We start from the raw sequence: 14,137 nt of genomic DNA, 5'->3' as shown, positions 1-14,137 counted from the left end.
CTCAAGCCGGGCCCTAGACGACAAACATATGGCCATGTTCAAAGTTCGGCAGCGACCGAGGTCGGCGCTCTACGGCGCCCCCCTCTGTCCTGCCGGACATCTCCCCCACGAGGGGGGAGATCGGCCGTCGTGCATGCCGCGCCCCACTATTTGCCCCTTGGCTCCCGCGCCGCCGCCCCGGCAACGGCGGTCTGTCGAACATCCCGCACGAGCCGCGTCGCGATCCTTCCGCATCCGGATTCCCGCCGAATCTCCACCGTCCGCACTGCCGATCCCGCTGCCATGTCCGGCGGTCCGTCGCCGCGTGCGCTCCTTTCAAAACCAGCCGGCAGGAAACAGCACATGGTCAGCATCATTCCTGTCTCCATTGCCCAGCGCCGGCTCGATACCGGCAGCGCCCCGGAATATCCGCACCGATCGCCCGTTGGCGCCGCCATGCAAGGGCCGGGCGAGCACCTTTCGGCTGTCGCCGAGCGCCACCAGCAAATGAAGAACCAGCAGGAAGCGTTCGACGCCGAGCTGGCGCGCCGCCGGTTCAACAGCCAGATCGCGCAGGCGGAAGACGAAGGTGACGGCAAATGCGCCGGCCGATGGCAGCGGCCTGTATGAGGCGATGTACGGCCAGGTCGATCCGCGCACCGTAATACATGAGATGCGATTGGACCCGACCTTGTATCCGGGCTCGTCGCGCCCAGTACACGTCCAAGCTGCAAACGAATCCCTATTGCAAACGATGGAGGGAGAAATTGCTTTCGCTCAGGATTTGCTGAATCAGGGTCTCAATCTTCAGCGAACGCCGACAGGGCTAGCCCCGCGCTGCACCTCCCGGCTTCAGCTGGCACCACGCAGATGAACCCGGTGTAATGCAACTCGTCCCTAGATCTCAACATGATCGAGGGAGTATCTTCCAGAAAACACTGCATCCGAATGGCCGAGGAGGATTTTCCCTATGGGGAAAAATGAAGTTGCTGGATATCGTTGGGCGGTTGTCGGAATTTGACGAGGAGGACCGGTCTACGCAGCGGAGCCCACAATCTACGCGGCGGAGCCTTGCATCGCAAGAAGAAAAGCCAAGCATTTCCGCCATCTGCGAACGCGTTATTTATTATGCCACCTATGAAGCGTGAGAGGTTAAATGTCGACTAACCCACGTTATGACGGACAGCCGCTGCTTAGACTGCTGGATGTTTATGTGCTCTGGGCGATCGGAGAGCTTTCTCAAGAGTCGGAGGAGGGCTTGAAAAGAATGGCCCCCAAACTGCAATCTCTGTTTGGTGGTGATGGACAATGGCATGATGCAGTCGCCCAATCCATGCACATGCCCGAGGGAATGCCGGCAGCAATCCGGGATATGTGGCGGAGGAATGTCGAAATCGCTCGCGTCAACGGCACGACCCTCCCGCCCGAGAGATTTGCCGAGATGTTCGTGGACGAGAATTTCAAAAGTTGATTTATCGGAATTCCGGTGACAGTGCACTTTTATCGGCCGCATCACCTAGCTGGCTTGAACCACCGGACTGAAGCATGGAAGTAGCGCACTGTCACCGTATTCCCAACAAAATCGTTCTGCCTCGCGAAGTGCATCGACAATAGGCTATGCCGTGGTGGAATCAGTTGCTGAAAGACCTGGGAGGATAGCAGTGAGATATAGTCTAACTGAGGGACAGTTCGACGCCCCGGCTGAAGCCGCAGTTGTCGATGGCCTGTCCGCAAAGTTGGGAGTGATGCTGCCCAAGGATTATACCGACTTCCTCAAAGAGCATAATGGAGGCGAAAGCTTCATTTGGCGATAACTATATTAGTTTTTTAAAGCCGAAGGGTTGGCTGACGTCAATCGAGAATATGAAGTTGAAAAATATGCGCCAGGCATCCTCCTGTTCGCATCGAACGGAGGACGTGAAGGCTACGGTTTCGACACTGAAGATGCGGTGCGCATCCCGTTCATAGGTATGGATCGAACGTATGGGTATGTTCAAAGTTCGGCGACGATCGAGGTTGGCGCCCTACGGCGCCCCCCTCTGGCCTGCCGGCCATCTCCCCCACGAGGGGGGAGATCGGCTGTGTCGCTGTTCGGCGCCTCAATAATTGCCGCTGTAATAGCGGTCGTCGCAAGGCGCGGTGTAGATGCGGCCGTAGCGGTCCTGGTAGCGGCAGAGCTGGTCGCCGCGGCGCTGCGGGGTGGTGGCTGAGCCGACGACGGCGCCGAGCAGCGCGCCGCTGGCCGCGCCGATCACCGTGCTCTTGGTGTTGCCGCCGATGGCCTGGCCGACGAGGGCGCCGCCGGCGCCGCCGATCAGCGCACCGGTTCCGGCCCGCTGCTGGCCTTCCGTTTGCGCGCAGCCTGCCAGCGCGGCGGTCATCAAAACGGCGGCTATGGCTTTGTGAAGGTTCATGTGACGTCTCCCTTGAAGATCTGAGATCCCTATCGATCGCCACGTGCGGCCGCATTGCGGCGGAACGGCGGCACAGGCTCTCACGATATAAGACATGGTTTCTCGGGTGTTGATGGACCGAGGGCGCGAAAACACCTCTTTCGAACAAGGCGCTAGCACCGCTTCCTGGCAAAATGATTCAGCCGGCCTATGCCGCCTCGATGATCTTCCTGACGGCGGCGGTCAGAAATCCGAACGGCTATAGCCGTGTCGTTTTGCATAGTCGTCGATCTCGCCGAGGATATCTTCGGGGATGGTGACATTGACCTGTACCACCTTCGTTGTCTCGATCTTCAGGGGGATCAGAACGGCCACACCGGTAAGATTATCCTTGTCCGCCATCACTTGCTCGAGCGACGAGGGCTCGGGAATGGCCTCGCCATCCTCGACCAGACCATCGACATGAAAGGCGAGCGCTTCCTGCGCCATGGCACGGGCGTCGTCCAGTGTCGTGCCGGCAGTCACCACGCCGGGAAAATCGGGGAAAGAGACGCCGAATCGCTGTCTGCTTCCCATCGCAGAAGCGCGAACGGGACTAACGCAACGACCATTCTGAAAGGTGCGCTCAATCACCCCGTATCGCGTGTTTGGCGGGGTATTGGCAGCGATCCATGTGACATTTACGCACTTTCGCAGCCATTGAAACGCGTGTAAGAGCGATTACCTAATGATAAACAGTGAAACCATTCACGGACTGTTCATCCCAATTGGCGCATTGAATCAGCAACCTGTCATCGCGAGACGCGTTGATTGGGCTAAGGATACGTGCTTATGTACAACATGGAACTAGTGGAGCGGACAATGGCATCGCCGATGAGAAAGACCGTGGACACGTCCGCGTCGTCATCGAACGGCGGCCGGCATTTCCCGCCGGAGTCGTATGCGTACGATGACGATGTGACACCTGAGGCAGTGGAAGCTATGCGGCAGAAAGCTGCAAAGATCATTGACGCGCAGGAGTGGGAAGTCGTTGATGGCTTCAAATACTCCGCCTAATTGGCTTACGCAGCCACCAACCGCATTCGATTTGGTGGCTGCTAGATTCCCTGAGACAAAACCCAAGGGCGAGCTCCGGCTTCGCCCTTGTTTAGTTTTGAACGTTCTTAGAGGTAAGAGCGACGGCGCAATTGCGTGCAGATTGGCTTACGGGACCAAGCATCTAAAATTCATTCAACGCAAAACGCTTGATATCATCGTCCAAAACCATGACGACCTAGACGCTATGGGGCTATCCATGGCGACGCGGTTCGATCTCGACCCCAAGAACGTTGTGATTTTGCCATGGAATGAGGAAAATTTTGGATGTTGGAGTGGCTACCCACATCCTAAGATTGGGGCTCTTACCGAAGATTACATTAAGACCTATGCCTACATCATGGCATTGAGGCAGGCTAACAAGGTAGGCTAGCCAAGCTTTTTGCGGCCTTCTGCCGCCGCCAAGCTCTTCGCCGTCTTGATGTTATTCATGAGCGCCTTCACGAGCGCGGCATCCCATCCCTTCGCCTGCACGATTCGCGTTGCGGTCTCACGGTTTGACACGCTCCCTTCCGCCTCAGAATCACCCAGTAAGCTTGCCTTTGCGAAATCGGCTAGGGGTGCGCCGGAGCGGCACGATTTGCGTAGGGTCGCCCCTGTAGCCAAGGATCAGTAGCACCGCGTCTATGTGCTCTCGCTGGTGAGCTAGGTCCGCGCCTTTGAACTGGATCGCGCCGGGAATCTCGGATCGTTTCGCCACCGGCGTATTGATGGCGTGTCGTATCGGGCCGAGCGAACTATGGGGCAACTCTCGGTACCGCCAGCCTCTCCGTCAAAGCCAGCGCGGATCGATGAAGTCGGCGCCTTGCAGGTAAACGCGAGCGCCGAATTCTTTCACGCCCTCTCTGGCCCGCCGGCCTGCCACCAGCTCACTTCCAACCTAACCCTCAAAAGGAACATCACATGACAGATCTGGCAGATGCCGGGTCCGTGGCTGCCTCGTCGCAGCCGGCGGGCAACCCGGAACGGCCTCCGGCAGGCGCGGATAACGGGTCCGCCGTGCTTGCCGGCAAAAGTTGGTTTGACGGTCTTTCCGAAGGCAACCGCAAGCTTGCTGAAGCCAAGGGCTGGACCAAGCCTGAAAGCCTCGATCGGGTTTTCACATCCTATGCGGAGCTGGAGCGGCGGCAGGGCGAAAGCCTGCGCGTTCCAGCCAGGGACGCGCCTAAGGAAGACTGGGACAAATTCCATGCCCGGCTGCCCGAGGCGATGCGTCCGCTGACATCGCCCGAAAAGGTCGAATACCGGCGGCCCGACGGCCTGCCGGAAACCTTCGCCTATTCGGACGAACTCGCCCAGGCGTCCAAGGCCTGGGCGGTCGAAGCCGGCGCCACGCCGAAGATCGCCCAGGCCTATCATGACAGGTTCGTCGGCTACATGGCCGAGCAGGCGGCGGCCCAGCAGGCAGCGCTCGCCCGCTCGGTCGAAGCCACCCATGACGACCTCGTCAAGGATTGGGGCCCGGCCGACAGCGATGGCTTTCGCCAGAAGCTGGAGGTGGCCAACCGGGCGATGAAGAAGCTCGGCCTGGTCGATGCCTACAAGCAGAAGGGCATCCTTCTGCCCGACGGCGCCCTGACCGATCCGCAGATCGCCAGGGCCTTCCAGGCGATCGGCGAGGCGATGTTCCGCGAAGACACGATCGACGCCGACGCGGCGCCGCGGGGGCAAAACCCCTTCCGGCGCAACGCCGCCGGCGAGCGCAACGTTTCGGCCATTTCAGCCCTTGTCAAAAGCGACCCTCAACGCGCCCGGCGGCTGGCCAGGGAAGCGGGCGAAAACCCGGATCTCTGGATGCCGAACAACCCGCTCTGATCCCGACGCATCAGCCGCCGATCAATCTCTCAAAGGAAAGACAAAATGGCAGACGCCTATACCCGTATCGCGGACGCGATCGTTCCGTCCGTTTATGCCCAATACGCTTTCGAGGAGCACGTCCAGTCGCTCGAAATCTACCAGGCCGGCATCCTGTTTTCCGATCCGGCCATCTCCTCGAAACTGTCGATGGGCGGCCGTTCCGTCGACATGCCCGGCTGGAAGGACCTCGGCAACGATCCGTCCGAGCCGGTCAATGACGACCCGGCCGATTCCATCGAGATGAAGAAGATCGGCTCGCGCCGCGAGGTCGCCGCCCGCAATGTCCGCGCCCAGGCGTGGGGCGTTCCCGACCTGACCTCCATCCTGGCGGGCGACGATCCGCAGAAGCTGATCGTCAAGCGGCAGACCGAGTACTGGCAGCGCGCCAACAAGCTGACCCTCATCGGCATGCTCAAGGGCGTCGTCGCCGACAATCTGGCCAATGACGGCGGCGACCTGGTGCGCGCCACCGGCGCCTCCATCGTCGACACCGACATCATCGAGGCGGCCTACCTGATGGGCGACCGCGCCGACAAGTTCCGCACCCTCTGGATCCATTCCAAGCAGATGAAAGCGCTGAAGCTCGCCGACCTCATCGACTATGTGCCGTCCTCGCAGCAGGGCGGGCCGCTCATCCCCTATTACATGGGGCTGCGCTGCGTGGTCGACGACGACATCCCGCAGGCGGCGGGCGTCTACACCGCGTTCATGTTCAAGGACAAGGCGATCCTGTGGAACGAGCTGCCCGTGAACACCGAAGGCGGGCCGCTCGAGTTCGACCGCAAGCCGCGCCAGGGCCATGGCGGCGGGGTGACGGAAATGGTCGGCCGCCGGCATTTCGTGCCGCATGTGCCGGGCACCCGCTTCCTCGACGCCTCCACCGCCGGCGAATTCGCCACCGACGCGGAGCTGGCGCTGGCGGCGAACTGGGACCGCACCGCGTCGAGCGTCAAGACCATGACGTTCATCGCTCTGAAGACGACCGAGGCATAGGGTTTCGTCTCCCGGGAGGTGGGCCAGGCCCACCTCCTTCCTGCGAGCGCCGGCGCTTGAACATTGACGCCAACCGTCGATGCCGGCGCTGCCCCTCATTGCCCTGCCGGGCATTTCTCCCCGTGAACGGGGAGAAAGACGCACTTCCCCCAATCACAACCCACGGAGGCCTTACCCATGGCCATAACCCCGACCGACATCGCCAATATGGCGCTGGCCGTCCTCGACGAGGCGCCGATCGACAGCCTTGACGAGGACATCAAGGCCGCGCGCTTGCTCAACATGCATTTCGACCTGACCCGCGAGGCCGAGTTGACGAAATACGCCTGGGTGTTCGCCATCCTTTCGGCATCCCTGGCCGGCAGCGATACCGGTTCCGGCGATTGCACGCTGAACTGGGTCTATGAACTCCCCGTCGATTGCCTTCGCCCGCTGCCGCTGACCCACAATGGCGAGCCGGACGGCATCGCGATCTCGTGGCGGCAGGAGGCGGGGCTGGTCTACAGCGACCGGGCGGGACCGCTCACCACCCGCTATGTCGCGAACCTCACCGACCCCAACGACTGGGACGCGCCGTTCACCGAAGTGCTGGTGGCGGCACTCGCCATCAAGATCGCGCATCCGCTGACGCACAAGGCCGGCATGATCGACATTGCCCGTTCGGCCTACGACCGCGCGCTGGACGCCGCCTTCACCGCGCAGGCCATCCAGCGCGGCGGACGGCTTTCGACATCGAGTTGGGCGCGGCAGCGCGGCGACAGCCGGTTTTATGCGGGGGCCATGCGCTGATGGCGACGCTCTATCCTGTCCAGGACGTCTTCACCCGCGGCGAGATCTCGCCGCGCCTGCATGCGCGCGCCTCGCTCGATCTCTACCGCGCGGCGCTGTCGAAATGCGAGAACTTCGTCACCCTGCCGCATGGCGGCATCCGCAAGCGCGGCGGCACCCGTTTCGTCGGCGAAGTCAAGACATCCGCCAGGGCGACGCGGGCGATCCCGTTCATCTTCTCGGCCGACCAGGCCTACATGCTGGAGTTCGGCAATCTTTACATCCGCGTCTACGCCTATGGCGCGCGTGTCGGCACGGTCGAGGTGGCCTCGCCCTATCTTGAAGCCGACCTGTTCGATCTCGACTATGTGCAGTCGGCGGACCAGATGTGGATTTCCCACAGGGACTATCCGCTCAAGGTGCTGACGCGCACCGCCCATACGGCATGGACGCTCGACGACTACGCGATCGACGACGGGCCCTATGACGACATCAACGATACGCCGACCACGCTGAGGCCCGCGGACTATGGGGCGCTGACGCCGAAGATGACGTCGAACACCGCGCCTTCCGGCACGGTCTCAGGCATGGGCGGGGCAGGGGACGCCTTCCAGCTTTTCGACAAGGCGACAGAGACGGACAGCGGCATCGCCGGTGCCACCAACGGCTCGGTCACCTACCAGCTTGCCGGTGGCGCGCAGGCCATCGTCGAAAACTACTATCTGACCGCACGCACCGGCGGAACGGTCGACCGCACGCCGACAATCTGGGTGCTTGAAGGATCGAATGACGGCGCGACATGGGTGACGCTCGACAGCCGCACCGGCGAGACCGGCTGGTCGGGCGGCGAAACCCGCTACTATGAATTCCTGAACAAGCTGGCGTTCGAATATCACCGCTTTACGTGGAAGGCGATCAACGGCGCTTCGGACAGCGCGTTTTCCGAACTGAACCTCAACCGGGCGGCGGCCAGCCAGACCCCGTTCGACCTCACGGCGTCATCGACCGCCGGCATCAATGGCGGCGCCGGCTTCCAGGCTTCTGACGTCGGCCGGGCCATTCGCCTGCTAGCGTCCGATGGCCGCTGGCGCTGGGCCAAGATCACCAGCCGCACCAGCGCCACGGCGGTGAAAGTCCAACTGCATGGATTTGCCCTGCCGGACCTCAGCCCGATATCCCGCTGGCGCCTGGGCACGCTTGTGCCGGGGAAATATGTCGAAAGCGGATCGCTCTACGAGGAGCGCCTGGCCTTCAGCCGCAAGTTTTCCGTCTACGCCTCGGCAACGGGGGATTTCAACAATTTCGCATTGGGCGAGAAGGATGACGACGCGCTGGAATTCCTCCAGGCCGGCGGCGGCCAGGCGAACGACATCACGTGGATCGCGGAATCGGACGGCGCGCTGCTGATCGGGACGCTCGGCGGCATCCGCGCACTCTCCGGCTCCGGCATCGACGAGGCATTGACGCCCTCCTCGTTCAAGAACCGGCGCTCGCGCACGTCGGGCTGTGCCCGCATCCGCCCCGTCGATGCCGGCCAGTCGTTCCTCTATGTCACGCGCTCGCGCCGCTCGATCGCCGAGCTGACGCAGGCTTCGACCGGCCGCTTCACCTCCGACGATATCGGCCAGATCTCCGAACATATCGCCAAGCGTGGCGTGGTCGAGCTGGCGTTCCAGACCGACCCCGACCCGATGCTGTGGTTTCCGCTCGATAATGGCGAGCTCGGCGGCTACACCCACCAGCCCTCGCAGGAGGTGCGCGGCATGCACCGCCACCGCCTCGGCGGTACCGTCGCCGGTTCCGGCTGGGCGGCCGTCGAAAGCGCTGTCGTGACGCCCGGCCAGGATGGCGTCGACGACATCTGGTTGATCGTCAGGCGGACCATCGGCGGCGTGACCAGGCGCTATATCGAGATCATGATGGCGCCGTTCGAGTATGGGGCGTTGGAGGATGCCTTCCAGGTCGATTGCGGCCTGACCTATTCGGGCGCCGCCGTCAACACCGTGTCCGGGCTTGGCCATCTCAACGGCGAAAAGGTCGACGTGCTGGCCGGCGGCAAGGTCTATCGCGGGCTGCCGGTCGCCTCCGGCCAGGTGACGCTGCCCGGCGGCGCCGTCGCGGCCAAATGGCAGGCCGGGCTTGCGTTCCAGTCGCAGGCCGACACGCTGGAGCTCGACGTCGCCGGCCGGGACGGCTCGATCCTCGGGCGGCGCAAGAAGGTGGCGGGTGTCATCCTGTCGCTGCTCGAGACCGACACGACAGGGCTTCAGGTGCAGTCGCTGATCCGCGGCCGCTGGGAAAGCGTGCGCATGCCCTCCATCGTCGCGCCCGACGGCAAGGCGAGCCTGTTCACCGGCAATGTCGAGGTGCCCATCGACGACAGCTGGGAAGGGCAGGGCCGGGTGCGGATCCGCCACGTCAACCCGACGCCCTGCACGATAAGGGCGTTCACGCCGGTGTTCGACGCCGAGCCTTAGGGCGAGCTGGCGTTCCTCGCCCCCGCGAGCGGGGGAGAGGTGGCCGCGAAGCGGTCGGAGAGGGGCCTTCGTAAGGCGCAGGCGCTTCTGCCGGAGAGTCCGGCACAGGTCGGCGCCATCCCCTCTCCGTCTCGGCTTCGCCGAGCCACCTCTCCCCACTTGGGGGGGCGAGGAACCCAGGCTGAATCAACGCCGCGATCCTTCGCGCCTCCCTCTGCCCTGCCAATCTCCCCCACAAGGGGGGAGATCGGCGCTCCACCGCCTCCAGCCCACCACAAGGAACCCATCCCGTGACCACATCCCCCCATGCCGAACAGCTCGGCAGGGCGCGGACGGCTGCCGAATATGCTGCCGTCATCGCCTTGCTCGATGCCGACCTCAATGATGCGATCGCCCGCCGGCGCGGCTGCGAACAGGCCGAGGACCGCGCCGTTTTCGGCGACGGCGATCTTTCCGCCGCGCGCATCGCGCTGGACGACTGCAACGACGTCGTCGCGCTGCTGGAGAAGATTATCGCTGCCGCGGACAAATGCCGTGCCGCGGCCGCCGCGGCAGAGGCGCGCGCGGCCGTCGAGGCGCTGGGCGGGCAAGCGAAAACCAAGGCGGAGGTGCTGACCGAGCGCTGGCGCGCCGTGCGCCGCCTGGTCGAGCTGTTGCGCCAGGACCTGTTCGAGGCCGATGCGCTCGCCCGCGCGCTCGCCACCGCCAACGGCCTCTTCGACGCCGCCGGCATGCCCGACCTGAAGGTGAACCTGGCCGTTGCCCGCCGCGCCGCCATGGCCGGGCCGCGCGCGGCGGCGCCGGCGCGCCTCAGCCGCCCGGCAATCCAGGCCGACAGGCTGCTTCTGTCGTTCACCAACCCCGGCGGCGCGCTCGACCCGCGACCGGCGCTCGGCGCGCGGGCGGCCAGGAAAACTCCCATTGCCGCATCCCAGCGAGGCTGACCATGTGCACATTAGCCCTTCTCGGCACGGCCATCTCGGTGGGTGGCGCATTGATCGAAGGCCGGCAGCAGAGCCAGATGGCCGGCTACCAGGCCAAGGCCTACGGGCAGCAGGCGCAGGCCGATGCGCAAAGTGCCGCCTTCGAACAGAGCCAGGAGCGCCACAGGCAGGATCTCCTGCTTTCGCAGGCGCGAGCCCGGGCGGGCGCCTCCGGCGTCGGCCTATCGGGCTCGCCGGCCGAGGTGCTGGCGGCCAATGCCAGGCAGGGCCAGCTCGACCTGAAGGCGATCCAGTACGGCTCGGCGCTGCGCCGCAACACTCTCGATAGCCAGGCGGCGCTCTCGCGCTTCTCCGGCAGGCAGGCGGCGGCGGCGTCGATCTTCAAGGCCGGCGGCAGCCTCGTGTCCGGTCTCTCCCGCCTCTACGACCCGACCAAAGCCGTGACCTTCGGCAAGGGCGCCTTCCCGCCGGCGCCGGGCGGCGCCTTCACGGGAGGGCTCTACTGATGGCGACGATTCCTCTCCAGCTTGCCCAGCGCCGGCTCGAGGCCGGCAATGGCGTTTCCTATCCCGAGGGGTCGCCGGCCGGCAGGGCGATGCAGGATCTTGGCGACGAGCTCTCGGCCGTCGCCGAGCGCTACCGGCAGATGAAGGAGCGGCAGGAGGCGTTCGACGCGGAGCTGGCGCGCCGCCGGTTCGCCGAGCGCATCGCGCAGGCGGAAGACGAGGTGGCGGCGAATGCGCCGGCCGACGGCGGCGGCCTGCACGATGCGATGTATGGCGAGGTCGACCCGCGCAGCGGGCAGGTGGTCAAGCCCGGCCTGTTCGACAGGCTGTTCGATGAGGCTCTGCCTGACATACCGGAGAGCCAGCGCGCCGCTTTCGCCAGGCAGAAGGAGCCGATGCGCGCGGCCGGCTCGCCGCGCGTGGCACAGCGGCAGCAAGAGCAGCGCGATGAGTATGAGCTGGCGGAGTGGGCGAAGGTCGACACCATGTCCACCAGCTCCATCGCAAAAGGCGACCCGAACGACATCGGAGCTTTCGAGGCGATCCGGCAGAACGGGTCCGATCTGATCGCCAAGATCGGAAACCCGGTTATCAGGCAAGCGGCGGAAGTGGCCTGGCGCAGCAACACGGCCAAGGCACTGGTTCAGGCGATGATCGCCCAGGATCCGAAGCGGGCCGCCGAGATGTTGGGCGGGGCGCCGGCAGACTCTTCCAGCAGCGATGCCTCCGACGTTAGCTGGATCCGTCTTGCCGGCAGTTCAGATACGGCGGCAGCGAAAGGCAATCGTGTTGGCAAGCTCGCGCCGGATGAAATTGTGGCACAAGCATTTGGGGAAGACATTCCACAAGACGACCGGTCGGCGCTGCTCCAACAGGCGCAGGCGGCTCACGCTTCTCAGCAAGTTGAGATGCGCACCCGTATTGGCCTCGCCGAACAGAACGCACCTAGGGCGATCAGGGACACTGGCAGCTATTCGGGCCCGACCTTCACGCCAGAACAGTTCGTGGGGCTCTATGGGGCGACGGAAGGGTTCAGGCGTTTTCAGGCTCTCCATCAAGCGCTTGATGTCAGTCGCCAGTTCCACGGCATGCGCACAATGTCCAATGACGCCGTGCAGGCCATGGTCAAAGAGTCTGCGCCCAAGGCCGATAGTGCGACGCCAGAAGAGGATCGGGCGCGTTATGATGCAATAGCCGCCGCGGCGGACCTGACATTTCAAGCGAGGCGAGGCGATCCGGGCGGTTATGTACGCAAGACATTCGCGGCCCTCGACGCAGCTTGGAATAATCTTTCGAAGCCGGAGGACTATCAGACCGCGATCGTTGGCTCGATTGCCGCCCAACAGCAGTTGGGCCTCAACCCCGTCCAGCCGTTGCCGAATTCTGTGGCAAAAGGCGTTGTAGGGAAATTTAAAGACGAAGCTCACCCGCCCAAATCTCAGCAGACAGAGCTGCGCAATGTGCTTGCCGCTCTGCCGAATCAAGAGGCGCTTGAAGCGGTGCTTGGCCATCTTTTGCAGGCCAGTGCGTCGCAAGCAGACAACGATGCCGCGAACAGCTCGCTTCGGGCAGCAGGCGTCGACCCGATGGGCGTGCTCGATTTGCAGAACACCGTCCAGTCGGGATGGTCGGTACCAACTGGGTACGCAACCAACCGGTACCTGACGGCTCGAGAGCGGTTAGGGAACCTAATAGCTGGCGATAGTGAACCGGGAAGTCTGTGGCGGTTCGCCGCGCAAAAGCTTGTAGGCTCTGAGGGCCTCGGCAATGACGGTATTTCGGTAGCCGACTTCACACCTGTCGTGGGAGCTTCGTTGGCGCTCGACGAAGCCCTGAATGCCGCCCTGGATGGAAACTACAGCGATGCAGTGCTCGACGCCTTAGGTACCTTTCCCGGCGAAAAGTTGGTGGGTGAGGTTTTCCAGGGCGCCAAAAGTATTGCCAAGCCCTGGGTCGAGAGCTCTTCCGTATTTTCGAAGCGATCGGCTGAACTTGCCAAAGGCGGCGAGATACTTGTTCGTGGCGTCGACGCCGAAACCCTTCGATCCCAACAAGCCATTGCTCGGTCGGTCTCTCGGCAGTCTCGACGCCGTAGAACGCGATCCGGTGAGATATCCGAAAGTGCTTTTGAAGCTGCAATGCTGGCTTCTCTGCTTTCTAGGGACGCCTCCATGATTAAATATGCCGGTGCAAAGGTTGGGTGGACGAAATCAAAAAACTACCGAAAAACGTTCTTTAAAGCGAATCCCGCACTCAACGAGGGAGATTATGTTGTTCATCATAGTGTCGAGCAAAACGTTCTTGATAGATACCCAGGGCTTTTTGCAAGTGAAGAGATACATTCACTCGAAAATCTCCGTGGTGTCCGAAAGGAATTCGACGTAAATTTGCATTTAAAAGTGATTCGAGCCGAGTGGGATGAATTCTATAAGACGCACATCACGGCAACCCGGCAGCAAGTGCTTGACTACGCAACTGAGTTAGACAAGAAATATGGGCATCTGTTCGACCCACCGATAGGTGAATAATGCGATATTATGAAGTTAGGCCTGACGTGGCTGGTGGGCTGGGTGAGAACACTGTTATGGACACCAGCGTCCATCCGCCTGCCGTGAGCAAGCTCCACTATCAGGTTGAGGGATGGTTCGGCGACGCGCTTGTCACCACTTTTCCTTGTTTCCTGGTGACGGAAGAAGCCAAGCGCGGATTGCTCGATATTGGCATCTCCGGCGCTACATTCGCTCCTGCCGAAGTGACCAAATCCGAAAATTTTCTGGAGCTGCAGCCCGATGTCGAGCTCCCTCCGTTTGTTTGGCTCAAGGTGGACGGTAGAGCAGGTCACGACGACTTCGGCGTCAATCAGAAACTGAACCTCGTGATATCGGAGCGCGCCTTCGATGTGCTTGATGAACTGGGACTTCCTTCCGCATCCATCCAACGGTTCGACGTCGGCAATAAGTAGTGGGGTCGCCCGCGTCGTTGCCGACGAACGTTAAAGCGCCTCGGATAAGTGTCGAGTTAATCATGACGATCAATGCCAAATCCAATTTTGAGCAGCGTCACACATCTGCCTTCGGTTTAATGTCAGCCGGGCTCGACGAAAAGATCTTATCGTCGCCAATGGT

Annotated in this window: 13 protein-coding genes; 11 read left to right on the top strand and 2 right to left on the bottom strand. The window is 62.5% G+C overall.

All coding sequences use genetic code 11. From position 1 onward, the window contains the following. Window positions 1–342: 342 nt before the first annotated feature. Both FJ428_RS04630 and FJ428_RS04620 read left to right on the top strand, forming a co-directional pair. Window positions 343–609 carry a hypothetical protein gene (locus FJ428_RS04630; RefSeq protein WP_140879007.1) on the top strand — a complete coding sequence of 89 codons (267 nt, stop codon included), beginning with the start codon at window positions 343–345 and terminating at the stop codon, window positions 607–609. Between the two features lie 526 nt (window positions 610–1,135). Further along, window positions 1,136–1,450 carry a hypothetical protein gene (locus FJ428_RS04620; RefSeq protein ID WP_140879005.1) on the top strand — a complete coding sequence of 105 codons (315 nt, stop codon included), beginning with the start codon at window positions 1,136–1,138 and terminating at the stop codon, window positions 1,448–1,450. Window positions 1,451–2,078: 628 nt separating this feature from the next. Here FJ428_RS04620 and FJ428_RS04610 read toward each other — a convergent pair. Together FJ428_RS04610 and FJ428_RS04605 are read right to left on the bottom strand one after the other, a co-directional pair. Beyond that, window positions 2,079–2,393, bottom strand: coding sequence for a YMGG-like glycine zipper-containing protein (locus tag FJ428_RS04610; RefSeq protein ID WP_140879004.1), 315 nt, complete (start codon window positions 2,391–2,393; stop codon window positions 2,079–2,081). A gap of 222 nt (window positions 2,394–2,615) precedes the next feature. Beyond that, window positions 2,616–2,948: a type II toxin-antitoxin system HicB family antitoxin gene (locus FJ428_RS04605; RefSeq protein ID WP_140879003.1), complete on the bottom strand. Its 333-nt coding sequence runs from the start codon at window positions 2,946–2,948 to the stop codon at window positions 2,616–2,618. Between the two features lie 255 nt (window positions 2,949–3,203). On the opposite strand from FJ428_RS04605, the gene FJ428_RS04600 reads away from it, so the two are divergent. The 9 genes from FJ428_RS04600 to FJ428_RS04560 all read left to right on the top strand — a co-directional run bounded on the left by FJ428_RS04600 (window position 3,204) and on the right by FJ428_RS04560 (window position 13,974). Continuing rightward, window positions 3,204–3,428, top strand: a complete 225-nt coding sequence (locus FJ428_RS04600; RefSeq protein ID WP_140879002.1) for a hypothetical protein — start codon at window positions 3,204–3,206, stop codon at window positions 3,426–3,428. A gap of 942 nt (window positions 3,429–4,370) precedes the next feature. Then, window positions 4,371–5,282: a hypothetical protein gene (locus tag FJ428_RS04595; RefSeq protein ID WP_140557885.1), complete on the top strand. Its 912-nt coding sequence runs from the start codon at window positions 4,371–4,373 to the stop codon at window positions 5,280–5,282. Between the two features lie 45 nt (window positions 5,283–5,327). Next, complete coding sequence (locus tag FJ428_RS04590; protein ID WP_140515933.1) at window positions 5,328–6,317, top strand: Coat protein; 990 nt, start codon at window positions 5,328–5,330, stop codon at window positions 6,315–6,317. A gap of 177 nt (window positions 6,318–6,494) precedes the next feature. Then, window positions 6,495–7,106: a hypothetical protein gene (locus FJ428_RS04585; protein WP_140879001.1), complete on the top strand. Its 612-nt coding sequence runs from the start codon at window positions 6,495–6,497 to the stop codon at window positions 7,104–7,106. Further along, window positions 7,106–9,562, top strand: coding sequence for a hypothetical protein (locus FJ428_RS04580; RefSeq protein WP_140879000.1), 2,457 nt, complete (start codon window positions 7,106–7,108; stop codon window positions 9,560–9,562). The genes FJ428_RS04585 and FJ428_RS04580 overlap by 1 nt, the downstream gene beginning before the upstream one ends. A 290-nt stretch (window positions 9,563–9,852) precedes the next feature. Next, window positions 9,853–10,506: a hypothetical protein gene (locus FJ428_RS04575; RefSeq protein WP_140674255.1), complete on the top strand. Its 654-nt coding sequence runs from the start codon at window positions 9,853–9,855 to the stop codon at window positions 10,504–10,506. Window positions 10,507–10,508: 2 nt separating this feature from the next. Then, window positions 10,509–11,012 (top strand): hypothetical protein, encoded by a 504-nt coding sequence (locus FJ428_RS04570; RefSeq protein ID WP_140674253.1) that lies wholly within the window; start codon window positions 10,509–10,511, stop codon window positions 11,010–11,012. Then, window positions 11,012–13,540, top strand: coding sequence for a hypothetical protein (locus tag FJ428_RS30195; RefSeq protein ID WP_181167213.1), 2,529 nt, complete (start codon window positions 11,012–11,014; stop codon window positions 13,538–13,540). Before FJ428_RS04570 ends, FJ428_RS30195 begins: the two co-directional genes overlap by 1 nt. A 56-nt stretch (window positions 13,541–13,596) precedes the next feature. Next, on the top strand, window positions 13,597–13,974 hold the full coding sequence (locus FJ428_RS04560) for a hypothetical protein (protein ID WP_224519111.1): 378 nt from the start codon (window positions 13,597–13,599) through the stop codon (window positions 13,972–13,974). Window positions 13,975–14,137: the final 163 nt, after the last annotated feature.

It is taken from the genome of Mesorhizobium sp. B2-8-1, from assembly GCF_006440955.1.
Classification (GTDB): Bacteria; Pseudomonadota; Alphaproteobacteria; order Rhizobiales; family Rhizobiaceae; genus Mesorhizobium.
The sequence above is the reverse complement of the archived record's forward strand: the minus strand, read 5'-3'. Positions and strand labels throughout refer to the sequence as shown.

Coding starts and splice junctions, on each gene's coding strand:
- FJ428_RS04605 (WP_140879003.1), bottom strand. CDS start 2,948: ATGGGAAGCAGACAGCGATTCGGCGTCTCTTTCCCCGATTTTCCCGGC.
- FJ428_RS04570 (WP_140674253.1), top strand. CDS start 10,509: ATGTGCACATTAGCCCTTCTCGGCACGGCCATCTCGGTGGGTGGCGCA.
- FJ428_RS04560 (WP_224519111.1), top strand. CDS start 13,597: ATGGACACCAGCGTCCATCCGCCTGCCGTGAGCAAGCTCCACTATCAG.
- FJ428_RS04610 (WP_140879004.1), bottom strand. CDS start 2,393: ATGAACCTTCACAAAGCCATAGCCGCCGTTTTGATGACCGCCGCGCTG.
- FJ428_RS30195 (WP_181167213.1), top strand. CDS start 11,012: ATGGCGACGATTCCTCTCCAGCTTGCCCAGCGCCGGCTCGAGGCCGGC.
- FJ428_RS04580 (WP_140879000.1), top strand. CDS start 7,106: ATGGCGACGCTCTATCCTGTCCAGGACGTCTTCACCCGCGGCGAGATC.
- FJ428_RS04630 (WP_140879007.1), top strand. CDS start 343: ATGGTCAGCATCATTCCTGTCTCCATTGCCCAGCGCCGGCTCGATACC.
- FJ428_RS04590 (WP_140515933.1), top strand. CDS start 5,328: ATGGCAGACGCCTATACCCGTATCGCGGACGCGATCGTTCCGTCCGTT.
- FJ428_RS04620 (WP_140879005.1), top strand. CDS start 1,136: ATGTCGACTAACCCACGTTATGACGGACAGCCGCTGCTTAGACTGCTG.
- FJ428_RS04585 (WP_140879001.1), top strand. CDS start 6,495: ATGGCCATAACCCCGACCGACATCGCCAATATGGCGCTGGCCGTCCTC.
- FJ428_RS04600 (WP_140879002.1), top strand. CDS start 3,204: ATGTACAACATGGAACTAGTGGAGCGGACAATGGCATCGCCGATGAGA.
- FJ428_RS04595 (WP_140557885.1), top strand. CDS start 4,371: ATGACAGATCTGGCAGATGCCGGGTCCGTGGCTGCCTCGTCGCAGCCG.